Origin of the sequence: Mycobacterium sp. URHD0025, assembly GCF_000426065.1 — a bacterium.
In the GTDB taxonomy this organism is placed as follows: Bacteria; Actinomycetota; Actinomycetes; order Mycobacteriales; family Mycobacteriaceae; genus Mycobacterium.
This window is the reverse complement of the sequence record NZ_AUEQ01000015.1, coordinates 112378-127949: the sequence shown is the minus strand read 5'-3', so window position 1 is coordinate 127949 and position 15572 is coordinate 112378. Positions and strand designations below refer to the sequence as shown.

The window sequence follows — 15572 nt, the reverse complement described above, 5'->3', positions numbered from 1 at the left end:
GGCGTCGGTCGATGAGCCAGATACTCGTGGCCGCGGGAATAGCCGTGGTGGTCGCGCTTCTGCTGACCCCCGCGCTGATCCGGGTGTTCACCCGGTGGGGGTTCGGACAGGAAATCCGCGACGACGCCCCTCGGACCCACCAACGCAAGCGTGGCACCCCGACAATGGGTGGCCTGGCCATCCTCACCGCGATCTGGGCAAGCTACCTGAGCGCCAACCTCATTGGGCTCGCACTCGGCGAAGGCGGCCCGTCAGCATCTGGTCTGCTGGTTCTCGGACTGGCCACCGCACTGGGCGCGGTCGGCTTCACCGATGACTACGTCAAGTTGCGGCGGGCGCGCAATCTCGGCCTGAACAAAAGAGCCAAGTCCGCTGGACAATTGGTCGCAGCAGTCCTTTTCGCCGTCCTCGCGCTGCAGTTCCGCAACGCCAACGGTCTTACACCAGCAAGCGTCGAGCTATCCTACGTCCGCGAGATTGCCTCATTCGCGCTGCCGGTTGCGGGGTTCGTGCTGTTCTGCATCGTCGTCGTCTCTGCTTGGTCGAATGCCGTCAACCTCACCGACGGTCTCGATGGGCTCGCCGCGGGTGCCATGGCGATGGTGAGCGCCGCCTACGTTCTCATCACCTTCTGGCAGTTCCGAAACACGTGCGCCGTCAGTTCGGGGCCGGGTTGCTACCAGGTTCGGGACCCCCTCGATCTGGCCCTCGTCGCCGCAGCCACCGCCGGCGCCTGCGTCGGATTCCTGTGGTGGAACGCCGCACCCGCCAAGATCATCATGGGTGACACGGGTTCGCTCGCGCTGGGCGGCATCATCGCCGGCTTATCGGTGGTGAGTCGCACCGAGTTCCTAGCCATCATCGTCGGTGCCCTGTTCGTGGCCGAGGTCACCTCGGTTGTCATCCAAGTCGTAGCGTTCCGCACCACGGGACGACGGGTCTTTCGATTGACCCCGCTGCACCACCACTTCGAGCTGATGGATTGGCCGGAAAGTGCACTGACTATACGATTCTGGCTGATTTCGGCAATCGCCTGTGGTCTCGGAGTCGCGCTCTTCTATGGCGAATGGTTCACGGCCGTCGGCGCCTGAGCGTTGGGCGGGATGGGAACTCCACCGGAGCTGATCAGCTACACCGGGGCTTTCAACAAGTTCCCGGGGGCCGGGGGCCTATCGAAACAGGCGTCGAAAACCCACAGGGACGATTCATGTAGTTGGTGACGCCTCAATCGGTCGCATCGGGGGAGTCCGCTGAGTCGGCGGTACCGAAGGGTGCCAGCAGGAATTCATCGACGAATCTGGCGAAGGTGTCGTCGACGAAGGCGGGGTCGGGTGCGGTGAAGTACTCGATGATGAAGCCCTGGAAGGCCGCCAGCGCGATACGCGAACGGGTTTCGGCGACGTGGGCAGGCATGCCGAGTGCTTGCAGGCGGGCCTTGGAGTTGCGGGTCAGTAAGGACAGGGTGTCCCAGGTGTATTCGCGGTATGGACTGTCGAGCCCGCATGCGGCGCCGAAGACCTGCAGCACGATTCGGAGACTGTCGCGACGCTCACCGCGCGTGCACGCATGCCAGTCCTCGAAGCACCATTGGCGATGCGCCGCAATCGAGTCCGGAAGATCCAGCTCTTCGGTCTGCGGGATCGCCGCGCGCTGCTGCCGGTTCAGGACGTCAAGGATGAGTTGCTCCTTGCTGCCGAAGTAGTACACCAGCATCCGAGCGCTGGTTCCCATCTGCGAAGCGAGCTCGCGCAGTGACGTATCGACCACACCGGTGCGCGCCAAGATCGCGCCGGCAGTGGCCAGTAGTTCTTCGCGTTTGGCGTGGTCGAACGGCCGCGGCACACTTGACTGTAACAGTTGCTTCGGATACTCATGGTGCGGTGCGTGCGAACACGACGGGCGGGGAGGCCCGATGAGCCTGGTGCGCGACGCCACCTCGGCCGCCGACGGTGCACCCGTTGAAGAGCCGTTGCCTCGATCGGGCCGGCCGTTGCGAGTGACCCGGCTCGTGGCGGTCGTGGCGGGCCTGGTGGGGTTTGTCGCCAGTGTGCTCATTCCGGTACTGCCGGTCGTGCAGACGACGTCGACACTGAACTGGCCACAGGCCGGGCAATTGGGCAGTGTCACCGCGCCGCTGATCTCGTTGACACCGGTGTCCTTGACGGCATCGGTGCCGTGCTCTGTGATTCGCGAGATGTCGACTGGCACTGAGCTGGTGCTGGGGACGGCGCCGGCAGCCGGCAAGGAGGCGATGCTCAACGGGCTGTTCGTGAGGGCCACCACGCAGCGCGTCGATGTCACCGCACGCAATATCGTCATCCTCAGCGTGCCGCGCAACCGAATGGCGGACCCGGCTTGTCAGCGGCTGGACGTGTCCTCGTCGACGGCGGGCACGTTCGCCACGGTGGACGGACTGAAAGATCCCGACACCGGCACCACACTGCGGGGCGGATATGCCGACCCGAACCTACGTCCCCAGATCGTGGGTGTGTTCACCGATCTAACCGGTCCGGCGCCGTCCGGGCTGTCGTTGTCCGCGACGATCGACACCCGCTTCACCAGTACTCCGTCACCGCTGAAATCCGCGGCGATGGTAGCCGGAATTCTGGCCACTGTTGTTGGCCTGCTGGCATTGTGGCGCCTCGACCGTCTCGACGGGCGCCGCGGGCGGCGACTCATTCCCGCTCGGTGGCGCTATTTCAACGCGGTGGACGCGACTGTGATCGCGGTGTCGGTGTTCTGGTTCGTCGCCGGCGCGGGATCTTCGGATGACGGTTATCAGTTCGGCATGGCCAACACCGCCAGCCATGCCGGTTACATGGCGAACTACTTCCGCTGGTTCGGCAGCCCCGAGGACCCGTTCGGTTGGTACTACGAACTGATCGCCGCCATGACCCATGTCAGCCACGCCAGCCTGTGGTTGCGCCTGCCGGATCTGTTCTGCGCGTTGGCGTGCTGGCTCTTGCTCTCCCGTGAGGTGCTGCCCCGACTCGGTCCGGCGGTGGCAGGCAACCGCGCAGCGGTGTGGGCTGCGGCGCTGGTGTTCATCGCAGCGTGGATGCCGTTCAACAACGGACTGCGCCCCGAAGGCCAGATCGCCACCGGCGCCCTGATCACCTACGTGCTCGTCGAACGCGCCATCATGACCCGCCGTGCAACGCCGGTAGGGCTGGCGATCGTCGTAGCCGCATTCACGCTCGGGATCCAGCCCACCGGCATCATCGCTGTTGCCGTTCTGCTGGCAGGTGGGCGTCCGATCCTGCGCATCATCGTCGCCCGCGCGAAAACGGTTGGGATCTGGCCGGTGCTGTTGCCGTTGGCGGCGGCCGGGGTCGTAGTGCTGACGGTGATCTTCGCCGACCAGACCATCGCCGCGGTGCGCGAGGCCACCGCCGTACGCACGACGATCGGGCCCGCTCAGCCCTGGTACACGGAGAATCTGCGGTACTTCTATCTGGTCCTGCCGACCACCGACGCCGCCGTGTCGCGTCGTTTCGGGATTCTGATCACGATGGCGTGCTTGTTCCCGTCGATACTGTTGTTGTTGCGGCGCAAGCGGATTCCAGGCATCGCCACCGGACCGGTGTGGCGCTTGATGGGTGTCATCTTCGCCACCCTGTTCCTGCTGACGTTCGCTCCGACAAAGTGGATCCACCATTTCGGGTTGTTCGCCGCCGTCGGCGCCGCCATGGCCGCGGTGGCCACCGTACTGCTCGGGCCGATGGTGCTGCGCTCGGCGCGCAACCGGGTGGCCTTCGTGGCGACCGTACTTTTCGTTCTCGCTGTGTGTTTCGCATCCACCAATGGCTACTGGTACGTCTCCAGCTACGGGGTGCCGTTCAACGACAGCAGTCCGCACTGGGGACCGGTCACCGTCAGCGCGGTCCTTTTCGCCATGAGTCTGCTGACCGCCGGCTATGCCGGTTGGTTGCACCTGGCCGGTCCCACAGGTTCCGAACCGCGGTTGGTCCGCGTGGTGACTACTGCACCCGTGCCGGTGGCGGCAGGGCTCATGGTGGTGGTGTCCGTCGGCTCGATGCTGACCGGAGCGATCAAGGAGTACCCCAGCTACTCCAACGGGTGGGCCAACCTGCGCGAGCTGACCGGCGGGTGCGGGCTCGCCGACGACGTCTTCGTCGAACCCGATCCCAACACCGGATTTCTGACCCCCCTGCCCGGACGCTACGGCGCACTGGGGCCACTGGGAGGCAGTGAACCGATCAGCTTCAGTCCCGATGGAGTGCCCGAACACACGCTGGCCGAGGCCATCTGGCAAAGCCAACCCAAGTCCGGAACCGATTACGACTGGGACGCGCCCACCGCTCTGGGCCAGGCCGGGATCAACGGGTCCAGCGTCGTGCTGCCCTACGGACTGGACCCCGCGCGCGTCCCCATGGCGGGTAGCTTCACCGTCGGGCCTCAACAAGTCGGTACGTTGACCTCGGCGTGGTATCGACTTCCGGCAGAAGACGAAGACCACCCGCTCGTTGTGATCACTGCCGCCGGCACCATCACCGGCAACAGCGTGTTGTCCGGACACACTGCAGCGCAGACCGTCGCTCTCGAATACGGAACACCGGGACCCGACGGCACCCCGGTACCCGGTGGCCGGCTCACCCCGTATGACATCGGTCCGCAGCCCGCTTGGCGCAACTTGCGTTTCCCCCGCGCGCAGATCCCCACCGATGCCCGCTTCGTCCGGGTGATTGCCGACGACCGTTCGCTCAACGTCGGTGACTGGGTGGCCGTCACGCCGCCCCGCATGCCCGAATTGCGTTCGGTACAAGAGTATTTGGGGTCCACGGAACCGGTGCTGCTGGACTGGGCCGTGGGACTGGTGTTCCCGTGTCAGCAGCCCATGCAGCATGCCAACGGTGTCACTCAGATCCCCAAATACCGGATCTCCCCGGACTATCCGGCCAAGGTCGAGATGCCCGACACCTGGCAGAGCGGAGACAACGGCGGGCCACTCGGCATCACCGATCTCTTGTTGCGCGCCCACGTCATCCCCACGTACCTGTCGCGCGACTGGGGACGCGATTGGGGCTCTCTGCGCCGTTTCGAACCCATCGTCGACGCCCCCGAAGCGCACCTCGACCTGGGTACCGCCACCCGCAGCGGCCTGTGGAACCCGGCCCCGATCCGCATCGGACCGTGAGAAGCGTGAGGGCCGGGCCCATACGATCGCAGAATGTATCCCTGGGCGCTGATCGGCAAAGGTCTTGGCGCGGCCCTTGTTGCCCGCCGCGGGCTGTTGAAGGTTGCGGTGTTGTGCTGCCTCGTATTGATGGCGGCTGGGTGCGCGCCGCAGCCGGATGTGATCGCCACCGATGACGACAACGGTGACCATATCCAACTCCGCGCGGGTCAGCTCTTCGACATCGTGCTCGCCGACGATTACGACGTGACCGGCTGTCAGTGGCGTGAAGACCACAACTCCGGTCCTGACACAGTGGAGTTTCTGGGCCAGCGCTACGAGCCTGGCCGAAAGCCACCAGCCGGGAACGGCAACGGCACCAACACCGAGAGGTATCGCGCGCGGCACACCGGGACCGCGCGGATCGGCCTCGTTGAATCCGACAACGGCGGCAAGGTGTGTCGGCGTTACGCGGTGACTGTCACGGTGGGGCCCCCGAACCTGGCGGACAGCATCGTCGCCGGCGTCAAGTCCGGGTTCCCCGCCGTGGCGACCTTGGTAGTTGTGCTCGCGACGCTCGGATTGATCGGACGCCTGGTGTACATGCTGTTCCGGAAGCGGCGTGAGTGATCATGCGGGACAACGATGCTCAACACATCGGAAATGACGAACACTTGGGCCCCTTCGACCGCGGCTGCTCGGGCGCCTGACGCGGACCCGGATCAGACCGCGGCGCCTCGCGTACGGGCGGTGCCTGCCGCTCTGGCCTCTGCCTGGCGGGCGCCTCCCGCACTGGCGGTGCCTCTCGGACCGGTGCTTGCTGGGCCGGCGCTTGCTGGACCGGCGCTTCGCGGACCGGTGCTTGCTGGGCCGGCGCTTGCTGGACCGGCGCTTCGCGGACCGGCGGTGCTTGCTGGACCGGGACCTCGGGCGCAGGAGCCTCAGCCGTTGGTTCCGGTGCACTCCGCTGCGGTCGTTCACGAACCGGAGTCTGTGCCGGTTCTTCCGGAGCGGTCTGCTTCCGGGGAGGCTCTTCGCGGGCCGGCGCCTGCTGTGCGGGTGTTTCCGGCGCGGGCGCCTCCCGAACGGGATCGTCCGGGCGAGGTGCCGAGTCATCGCGGGGAGATGTCGCCGCAGGGTCGTGCGGGCTCTGCGGTTTCGGTTCGGACGACGGTGCGTCGGCTGGAGAATCTGGGGTCGGCGGCCTCAATTCGGGCGGCAGAGACCCGCCATGGCCCGGGTCGCCCGCCTTCGGCGGGGTGGCAGTCTCCCCGGAAGACGGGTCGGAATCCGTTCCCGGCGAGACGCTATCCCGTTGACGCTCATGCTTATCCCGTGGCTTGTCGGCAGTCGGCGGAGTGTAGGCGGGCACCGGGTCAACTTTGGGTGCGGTGAACCCGGGTGACACCTTCGAGGGCGGAGTAGCCGGCACAGGCGCGGTCAAAGCCGGTGGTGCAACTGATGTCTCGCGGCTTGCGGTGACCGTGTCGGGTCGCTTGCGCAGCGCCGATTCCAGCGGTTCGCTGATGGCGTTGCGCCGCGGCGAGAGTTCCTTGGTGAAGTCACGCGCGGATTTGTCGGCGAGGCTCTTCATCAGCGGTCGAGTGCCGGCTGTCGCCTTGTCATCGGAGATGAACTGCGACAGTGAGGCGTTCAGGTTCACCACCGGCAACGAGACGTGGATGTCCACGTTGACGACTGGACGAGGCGGTGCCCAGTCGCGGTGGCGCGGATTGTGCCAATCCCGGTGCCGGTTCCAGTCCTGGTACCGATCCGGGTTGAAGCCGTGGGCCCTGTTCCACTGGGTGCGGCGGTACACCGGATCGTGGTGTTGGAACTTCCAGTCGTAGTACTGCCGGTAGGGATGGTGGCGGTCGTACCAGTCGTGCCGGCGGGGGTCACCGGGGTGGTCGCGGCGCTGGCCCCATTCGTTGCAGCCGTTGCGGTCCCAGCCGTGCCGGTCGTAGCCGGCCCAGTTGTAGCCGGCCCAGTTGTATCCCCAACGGTCGTATCCCCAGCGGTCGTATCCCCACCTGTCGTAGCCCCACCGATCGAAGCCGAGAAAATCGTAGCCGTACTGGTTGTAGCCGCCGAGGTCGTAGTTGTACCAGTCGTTGGAGTCGTAGCCGTAGAGCTGGTTCCAGGACGGATCGTAGTAACCGAGGTATCCCAGGTTCGGTGTCAGGGGAGGGTCAACCGGCTGAGGCCAGTCCGCCGCCGGGGCGAGCGGAACATCGGGCGGCGGTGCGGCGAACCCGTCGTCGCCTTGGGGCCCGTACCCCCAGGTCGGCGCCGACGCGCTGGTCAGTGTCGCCGCCTCGGGCGCCTCGGGCACCTCGGGCGTTTGGGGTGCCGGAGCCGGTGCCGGCAGCGCCGTGAGGCGCTGCACCGTGTCGGGCGTGTACTGCATGAGTTGTTGTGTGAGTTGCAGATAGAGGTTCTGCAGACTCGTGCGCTCAGGTGACGGGGACACGTAGTCCAGGCTCTGCTTGGCCTGATTGAGTGCCGTGCGAGCGTCGGTCAACTGGTCCGCTGTGGGCTGTTGTCCGGTGCCGAGGATTTCCTGTGCCGTCTTCAGGTCGTCGACGACGCCGGCCAGGGCAACGTCTTGCGTGTGCCCGGGGAAGACCGTTTTCGCCAGGCCCCACAGTGCACCGCCGGGTGAGGTGTTGTACGTGGCGCCGAGTAGCCCGGCGACGAGTAGCACGACCAGTCCACCGGCGACGGCGGCCTTGGCTCGGCGGGACCGGGGGATGAACCTGCGCCGCCGCGGCAGCGGCTCAGCGGGCTGCAGGGAGCGCAGGTCGAGGGGTGGGGGGATGAGTGCAGTCATGCCGTCCTCTCGATGATGACCAGTGACCTGGTCACATCACTCCCCGACCGCGTGATTTCCAGATGTTCAGGTGCCAGTAGGTGTGGGCCCCGTTTCACGCCCACGGATGCTAAGCATAACTAATCTTTAGGTCGTGTCGCCAGCGCACCCGGCGGTCCGCAAGAATCCACATCGATTCACAGCTCTCGCATAGAGGCGCACAGGAAACGCTCACTTGGCCGACCGCAGGACGGCCAGTCAATAGGGACGCCGGGCGCGACCGTTTTATTTCTCGCCGTTCTCCACGACGGCCTTGATCCGCTCCAGCGTCTTGCGCATGTCGCGGACATTGCGGCGACGACGGAGCTGTCCGCCGAGTACCGAGAACACGGTGGTGAACGCCCCCGGGGTCATCCGGAACGACTCGGTGACGTCTGTCTCCGCCCCTGCCGGTGTCAGCCGGTAGTGCCAGTTGTTGACTGATCGGTCGCCGAGCAGGACCGCGAAACCGAACTCGCGTCCCGGATCGCAGGCGGTCACCTCGCAGGTCGTCCAATAGACGGGCCCGATCTCATTGCGCTTCACGTGGCCCCGGAACCTGGCGCCCAGCGCGGGTCCGGTCGCACCGCCGAGCCACTCGGCTTCCATCACCTCCGGCGAGAACTTTCCGGTGTTACGTACGTCGGAGATCAGGTCCCAGATGCGGTCTGCCGGCGCGGACATCCGCACCGTGACTGAGCCGTCCATCGCCATTGCGTTCGCCTCCTGGGGGATCGGCGTCAACGTAGCCCCGGTGCGGGCAGAGGACTACGTATTTTCCGGGGTTCGCAGCGATGGTGGCCGGTGCGATTGTCGACGTGTGAAGGTCTCGGGCATCACCCTATTCGCCGGTGATGTCCGGAGCGTCGGCTGTCGCGCGCATCTGATCGACCAGCCGGGCCGCGACCTGAGCGGCGAGCCACAGTGTTGTCTGGTCGTCCTCCGGCAACGCGGCCAACAGCTCGGCGATGCGTTGCTTGCGGACGACGGCACGTTCCTCCCACAGGCGGCGGCCACCCTCGCTGACCTTCACCAGGCACGCCCGGCCATCGTCGGGATCGCTGCAACGTTCCAGCAGCCCTTGGCTTTCCAGGCGCTGCACCAGTTGTGTCATGCCCGATTGGCTCGCCCCCTCTGCCTCGGCGAGCGCGGTGACCCGCATCGGCCCCTCCCGGTTGAGACGGACGAGAACCAGCGTCGCGCTCGCGCTCAGCCCCTTGCGATCGGCGAGGTGGCGCCACATCAGATCGGCGCTCGCCACGAGCATCGCCGAAACCGCTTCCACGCTGCTGTCGGTGGGTGTGCTGGCCACGACCCATTTATATCAGAAATGGGAAGTAAATTGAGCGCACCGAGCGTGCGGCTCGCTTGGCCTGCGGTCGCGAAGTCGGGCCGGCGCAGGACGATGTGGGGAATCCGCGAGCTGGGAAAGTCGGCAGAATCCCCGGTAATTCGTGCGATTATTGACCGTCGGCGCCGTCACGGCCTGTCGGCAGGCGCCTGTCAGCCTGCTGTGAATGTGCGTCCGAGCGCCGCGAGCACCTTGAGGATTGGTTCCTATATGCGATATATATTTCCGTCATGAGCGGCGAGCAACCCGCGAGCGGCGGCGATCGAGAACCCGGCAGAGTCGGACGCAGACCGCGAAGCCTGACCATCCTGGAGAACGGATGGCTGCCGCTGGTCACCGTGATCGCCGTCGGTGTGGGAGGGCTTGGGGTCTGGAAGGTGCATCAGATGTCCGAACCGGGCCCGGTGCCCGCCGTCCTCGCCGCGCAAGCGCCCGAGCAGTTCACCCCGAAGCAGCTGACCTATGAGTTGTTCGGCTCGATCGGTGAGGGCGGGATGTTGAGTTATGTCGACATCGACGGGCACCCGCACAAGGTGGATCTCACAGAGCTGCCATGGACACACACCGAGACGTCCACACTGACCGTCGTGTCCGGCAGCATGTCGGCACAGGTCAGCGGGGGCGAAGTCGGGTGCCGGATGCTGGTCAACGGCGTTGTGCGCGATGAACAATCGTCCACCCATGCCGAAGCCGACGTCACCTGCCGGGTGAAGTCCGCGTGAGCAATCATCGGGCCAACCGCCCACTCGTCGCCCGCTCCGTGCGCGTCCTTGTCGTGCCGATCATCGTGTTCTGGGCGCTTCTCGCCGTCACCACCAACACCTTCATCCCGCAGGTCGAGCACGTCGCTGAGCAATTGGCAGGCTCGATGATCCCGAACTACGCACCCTCGCAGGTCGCGATGCTGCGCATCGGCGAGAAGTTCCAAGAGTCCACCTCCACGAGCCTCACCATGTTGGTGTTCGAGGCCGACCGACCGCTCGACGACGGCGATCACCGGTATTACGACGATCTGATGAACCGGCTCAAGCAGGACCCCGAGCACGTGCAGTACGTGATGGACCTGTGGGGCAAGCCGATCACCGCGGCCGGTGCCCAAAGTGTGGACGGCAAGTCAACTTTCGTGTTGCTGCGGTTGGCCGGAAACATCGGCCAGCTCCAGGCGAACGAGTCGGTGAACGCGGTGCGGGACATCATCGCCGATGACACCCCACCGCCGGGGCTCAAGGTCTACGTCAGCGGTGCCGCCCCGCTGGCATCGGACACGCTGACCATCGCAAACTCCAGCCTCAACAACATCACGATCCTGACGATCATCCTCATCGTGATCATGCTGCTCGTGGTCTACCGGTCGGTGGCCAACGTACTGGTGCCGCTGGTGAGCGTGCTGATCGAAATGCTTGTCGCCAAGGGCGTCATCGCGACGCTCGGTCACTTCGGCATCATCCCGTTGTCGTCGTTCGCGGTGAACATCGTGGTGGCACTGACATTGGGGGCGGGAACCGACTACGGCATCTTCTTGATGGGGCGGTATCAGGAGGCCCGACAGGACGGCGAGAGCCGCGACGACGCCTTCTACACCGCCTACCGCAGCGTCGCTCCCATCATCATCGGCTCCGGACTGACCATCGCCGGGGCCTGCTACTGCCTGAGCCTGGCCAGGCTGGACTATTTCCACACCATGGGGCCGGCGGTCGCCATCAGCATGCTGTTCACCATCGCCGCGGCTCTGACCCTCGCGCCGGCACTGCTCACCCTCGGCAGCCTGTTCGGTCTGTTCGATCCCAAGCGCATGACCAAGGGGCACTTGTACCGGCGGATCGCGACGAGTGTGGTGCGATGGCCCAAACCCGTCTTCGCCGCCAGTGCCGCCGTGGTGATGATCGGTGCGGTTTTCGTACCCACCTTCAAGGTGAGCTACGACGATCGTGCCTATCAACCTGCCGATGGTGCAGCCAATCTCGGTTTCGAGGCCTCTGATCGCCACTTCTCGCAGAGCAAGTTGTTCAGTGAGATGCTGATGGTCGAGAGCGATCACGACATGCGCAACTCGGCGGACTTCATCTCATTGGACCGGGTCGCCAAGAGCCTCATCCGGCTACCCGGTGTCGCGATGGTTCAGAGCATCACCAGGCCACTGGGCCGGCCGCTGGAGCACGCCACGATTCCCTACTTGTTCACCACCCAGGGCAGCGGAAGCGGCCAGCAGTTGCCGTTCACCGAGCAGCAGAACGAGAACACCGACAAGCAGGCCGAGATCCAGGCGCGTTCGGTCGAGGTGTTGCAGAAGGTGATCGGGCTGACCCGGCAGATGGCGGACGAACTGCATTCGACGGTGCTGACACTGGAGAATCTCAAGCAGGTCACCGACGACATGAACGCCGGGATCTCCAACCTCGACGACTTCCTACGGCCCCTGAAGAACTACTTCTATTGGGAGCCACACTGTTTCGACATCCCGGCCTGCTGGGCGATGCGATCGCTGTTCGACTCACTCGACGGCATCGACAGCCTCGATGCCCAGATCGCCGACGCCGTCACATCGTTCGAGGCCATCGATCGGCTGCTGCCGCAGATGATCTCGCAGTTGGAACGGATGATGGCCGACAGCCAGTCCCTGCTGGGCGTTATCACGAACAACTACGGACCCGCGCATCTGCAGTCCACCCAGACCGACCAGACGTACTACGACCTGATCAACGTGGGCAACGACTTCGACAAATCTCGCAGTGACGACTTCTTCTACATCCCGAGGGAGGCGTTCGACAACGAGGATGTCAAGACCGGCATGCAGCTGATGATGTCGCCCGACGGGAAGGCCGCCCGGTTCATCGTCACCCACGAGGGCAATGCCATGGGTCCGGAAGGGATCGACCACGTCGAACAGTTCCCCGACGCGATCAAGGCGGCACTGAAGGAGACCTCGCTGGCCGGTTCCAAGATCTACATCGGCGGCGCGGGGTCGAACAACAAGGACATCAAGGCCTACGCCGCGTCCGATCTGCTCATCGTGGCGATCGCCGCGTTCGTGCTGATCTTCTTGATCATGCTGTACCTGACCAGGAGCCTGGTCGCGGCCATGGTCATTCCCGGCACGGTGGCCTTCTCGTATGCCGGCGCGTTCGGGCTGTCAATCCTGGTGTGGCAGCACCTGATCGGGCTGCACCTGCACTGGCTGGTATTGCCACTGACCTTCATCATCCTGGTCGCGGTCGGCTCGGACTACAACCTGTTGCTGATTTCGCGGGTCAAGGAGGAGTCGGGTGCGGGGCTGAACACCGGCCTGATCCGCGCTCTCGGGAGCACCGGTGGTGTGGTGACCTCCGCGGGTCTGGTGTTCGCGTTCACCATGCTGGCCATGTTGATCAGCGATCTGCGCACGATCGGCCAGGTGGGCTCGACGGTGTGTATCGGCCTGCTGCTCGACACACTGGTCGTGCGGTCGTTCGTGGTGCCCTGCCTGTTGCGTTTCCTCGGTCCGTGGTTCTGGTGGCCGACTTTCATCCGGCAGCGCCCGCTACGGCAGCCGCTGACCCAACGGCAGCGAGTGGAGGCGTGACATGACCACGTCGACTCTGTACGGCATCCTGTCGATCGTCTCCTTCGCACTGATCTGGCTGTTCGCGGTCGTGGCATTCGTGTTCACCAGGCGGATGAGGAGCCACTCCCACGTCACCTCGAAGCTCGCCGTCGGCGCCCTGTCGGCGACGTTGGGCAAGGTTCGTAAACGTGAAGCGCTCACGGACGACGAGCTGTCCCTGGCACGGCAGGTCCTCGCCGATCGTGGCAGCGTCCTGGCGCTCGCCGTTCCGGCCACCTTGTTCTGTATCGGATGCTTCTATGTCTTCGGCAGCCTCGAACAGCTACACGGACGCACCCCGTCGGAGCGCACGTTTCTCGGCGTCTTCCCGATGATCACCTCCACCAACATGGCGATGCAGATACTGCGGAGCGCGCGCCTGAAGCGGCGGCTCCCGAATCCGGCTCCGCCGCGGATTCAGGCCTGAGGCTGCTGCCCGAGCGCGTCGAGCAGGCAGTTGACCGCCAGTTTGCCCAGCGCGTCTGAGGCCAGCGGGCTGTCGCCCGTGAGCAGGCGGCGGTCTTGGTGCACGGTGCCGGCCATGTCGTCGTTGACGATGGTGAGCCCCTGCTTGGCGAGCAGGTCGGCGACGAGCCACTGCAGACGTCCGGGCAGATAACCGATATCGATGTTGGGTCCCTCGTCGAGCGAGTCGGGGAACACGCACACCGAGTATCCGGCGAACGGCGACGGGGCCTCGCCCAGACCGGCTGCCAGCAGCGCGGCCGGGCCGTGGCAGAGGGTGATGATGAACCGGCCGTGGTCGAGCGCCCAGTTCAGTGTGTGACCTACTGCTTCGCTGCCCGGCAGTCCCACGACGGCGCCGTGCCCGCCGGGAACGAAGATGGCGAGATAGTCGGAGGCCTTGAGACCCGCGACCAGCTCGGACAGCTTGAGGGGTTGTTTGAGCTTGGGCTTGAGTGCCTCGTACGTCGACAGCACGGCTTGGTCCTCGTGGGGCATGGCCCACAGTTCCAGCTTGGCCGGGTACCCCGAGATGGTCGCGACGTCGACGTCGAATCCGGTCTGCATCAGGTGGTGCAGCGGCAGCAGCGTCTCCACCGGATGGTTACCCGTAGAGAACATCTTTCCGTTCTGGCACAACACATATCGCTCTTCGGTGGCGATCATGAGGACCTTCCACCGGCCCTCGGTGTAGGCACCGGGGTGTTCGACGCCGGCGAAGTCGGTCTTGGCGGACGTGTATTGACTCAACGAGTAGGGCGAGGGGAAGAACGCGTTGTCCTCGGCCTGATCCGGTGTGGGCGCCTTGCTGAGGTCGTTCGCGGCTTGTGACATGTCGTGCACCACTTCCTTCGCCGACTTGTGCGGTGAGGTCAGTAATACCCGGCGTCGGCCCACCTCATGCGTGTCACCGCAATGGCAGCTCGGCAAAGATCGGCGTGGTCGGCGTGGTCGAACCACCGCCCGGCTCGACGGTGAAGGCCAGGGCCGATGCGTCGCCGAGGTTTGGCAGCACCGCCGTGGTGGACGGCGCGACGGCGGCGGAGTCCATGGTGCCCGCCGACTCCGCACCGCCCTCACGCAGCAGCCACATCTGATAGACGGTGCCGGTTTGCGGGGGCGTGACGCCGTTCATCACCAGCACCCCGGCGTTGCGCTCGCGGGAGAACACCACGGTCGCGGTCCCGCCGGTGGGGATGGCCCCGGACACGGTCCGTACGTCGGGTGAGGCGAAGATCTGCTCAGCGGTCGTCGTCTGCGGGCCGGGCCGCAGCGCGATCCCGATACCGACACCGGCGAGGGCGATGACGACGGCTGCCGCGGCCGCCAGGGCCGTGGTTCGCCAGCGCGGTGAGGGCCGCAACTCGCGAACCGAGACCGCTGCCAGAATCTGCGCGCGCAGATGCGGCGGTGGTTCGACGGCGGTGGATCCCGCCAGCCGGGCCATGGTCTCCCGCACGTCCTGGACCTCGCCCGTGAACTGGGCGGCGATCTCGGCTGGGGCCACTGCCAGACGTCGTTCGATGTCAGCGCGCTCGCTGTCGGACACCGCGTTCAGCGCATACGGCGTCGCCAGCTCGATCAGTTCGTGGTCAACGGGTCCGGTCATGCGGCCCCCAGACAGTTGCGCAGGCCGCGGAGGGCATCACGCATCCGGGATTTGATGGTGGCGAGGTTGGCCGCCAACCGTTGAGAGACCTGGTTGTAGGTCAGTCCGTCGTAGTAGGCGAGGTGGATGCATTCGCGCTGGGCGGCGGTCAGTCCGGACAGGCATTCGGCAACGCGCCGCTGCTCGTCCTGGGTGATGACCGACTCAGCGACGTGATCGGCCGGCGGCTCCACGTTGGCCGCACCGTAGCGGGACTCACGATGGCCGGCGGCTTGTTCGGCACGCACCCGGTCCACCGCCCGCCGGTGTGCCAGCGTCATCAGCCAGGCCATCGGGGATCCCGCCGTCGGGTCGTAGCTGTCTGCTGTGCGCCACACCTGGAGGTAGATCTCCTGGGTGGTTTCCTCGCTGTATCCCGGATCCCGCAGAACCCGCATGACCAGGCCGAACACCCGTGACCGCGTATGGTCGTACAGCTCGGCAAAGGCGTCGACGTCGCGTCGGGCGACCCGGCGCAACAGCGCGTCGAGTTCGGCGGTCACCCACAGCAGCCTAGCTACCGGGGCCTGCGCCGTCATC

General features: G+C 65.5%; 13 protein-coding genes. 6 read left to right on the top strand and 7 right to left on the bottom strand.

Annotated elements, in window-relative coordinates; translation table 11 throughout:
* Positions 1-11 precede the first annotated feature (11 nt).
* Positions 12-1091, top strand: coding sequence for a phospho-N-acetylmuramoyl-pentapeptide-transferase (mraY, locus tag H977_RS0123705; RefSeq protein WP_029110195.1), 1080 nt, complete (start codon positions 12-14; stop codon positions 1089-1091).
* 133 nt (positions 1092-1224) lie between these two features.
* Here mraY and H977_RS0123700 read toward each other — a convergent pair whose 3' ends face one another.
* Entirely contained in the window at positions 1225-1842 is a 618-nt protein-coding gene (locus H977_RS0123700) for a TetR/AcrR family transcriptional regulator (RefSeq protein ID WP_029110194.1), read from the bottom strand.
* Positions 1843-1912: 70 nt separating this feature from the next.
* On the opposite strand from H977_RS0123700, the gene H977_RS0123695 reads away from it, so the two are divergent.
* Together H977_RS0123695 and H977_RS0123690 are read left to right on the top strand one after the other, a co-directional pair.
* Complete coding sequence (locus tag H977_RS0123695; protein WP_051289034.1) at positions 1913-5158, top strand: arabinosyltransferase domain-containing protein; 3246 nt, start codon at positions 1913-1915, stop codon at positions 5156-5158.
* Between the two features lie 33 nt (positions 5159-5191).
* Positions 5192-5767, top strand: a complete 576-nt coding sequence (locus H977_RS0123690) for a protease inhibitor I42 family protein (protein WP_029110192.1) — start codon at positions 5192-5194, stop codon at positions 5765-5767.
* Between the two features lie 19 nt (positions 5768-5786).
* Here the strand turns inward: H977_RS0123690 and H977_RS33810 are convergent, their stop codons facing one another.
* From H977_RS33810 to H977_RS0123675, 3 genes are all read right to left on the bottom strand, one after another.
* Positions 5787-7970, bottom strand: a complete 2184-nt coding sequence (locus tag H977_RS33810; protein WP_051289033.1) for a hypothetical protein — start codon at positions 7968-7970, stop codon at positions 5787-5789.
* Positions 7971-8234: 264 nt separating this feature from the next.
* Entirely contained in the window at positions 8235-8696 is a 462-nt protein-coding gene (locus tag H977_RS0123680; protein WP_029110191.1) for an SRPBCC family protein, read from the bottom strand.
* 133 nt (positions 8697-8829) lie between these two features.
* Positions 8830-9300: a MarR family winged helix-turn-helix transcriptional regulator gene (locus H977_RS0123675; RefSeq protein ID WP_029110190.1), complete on the bottom strand. Its 471-nt coding sequence runs from the start codon at positions 9298-9300 to the stop codon at positions 8830-8832.
* Between the two features lie 269 nt (positions 9301-9569).
* On the opposite strand from H977_RS0123675, the gene H977_RS0123670 reads away from it, so the two are divergent.
* The 3 genes from H977_RS0123670 to H977_RS0123660 are packed head-to-tail and all read left to right on the top strand — an operon-like array spanning position 9570 to position 13346.
* Entirely contained in the window at positions 9570-10061 is a 492-nt protein-coding gene (locus H977_RS0123670) for an MmpS family transport accessory protein (RefSeq protein ID WP_081681824.1), read from the top strand.
* A complete protein-coding gene (locus H977_RS0123665) occupies positions 10058-12898 on the top strand; it encodes an MMPL/RND family transporter (protein WP_502691198.1) in 2841 nt (946 codons plus the stop codon). Before H977_RS0123670 ends, H977_RS0123665 begins: the two co-directional genes overlap by 4 nt.
* 1 nt (position 12899) lies before the next feature.
* Positions 12900-13346 carry a hypothetical protein gene (locus tag H977_RS0123660; protein WP_029110187.1) on the top strand — a complete coding sequence of 149 codons (447 nt, stop codon included), beginning with the start codon at positions 12900-12902 and terminating at the stop codon, positions 13344-13346.
* On the opposite strand, the gene hchA is transcribed toward H977_RS0123660, so the two are convergent.
* The 3 genes from hchA to H977_RS0123645 all read right to left on the bottom strand — a co-directional run bounded on the left by hchA (position 13337) and on the right by H977_RS0123645 (position 15571).
* Complete coding sequence (hchA, locus tag H977_RS0123655; RefSeq protein WP_029110186.1) at positions 13337-14218, bottom strand: glyoxalase III HchA; 882 nt, start codon at positions 14216-14218, stop codon at positions 13337-13339. The genes H977_RS0123660 and hchA overlap by 10 nt on opposite strands.
* 73 nt (positions 14219-14291) lie before the next feature.
* Positions 14292-14993: an anti-sigma factor gene (locus H977_RS0123650; RefSeq protein WP_029110185.1), complete on the bottom strand. Its 702-nt coding sequence runs from the start codon at positions 14991-14993 to the stop codon at positions 14292-14294.
* Positions 14990-15571 (bottom strand): sigma-70 family RNA polymerase sigma factor, encoded by a 582-nt coding sequence (locus H977_RS0123645; protein ID WP_036476962.1) that lies wholly within the window; start codon positions 15569-15571, stop codon positions 14990-14992. The genes H977_RS0123650 and H977_RS0123645 overlap by 4 nt, the downstream gene beginning before the upstream one ends.
* Position 15572: the final 1 nt, after the last annotated feature.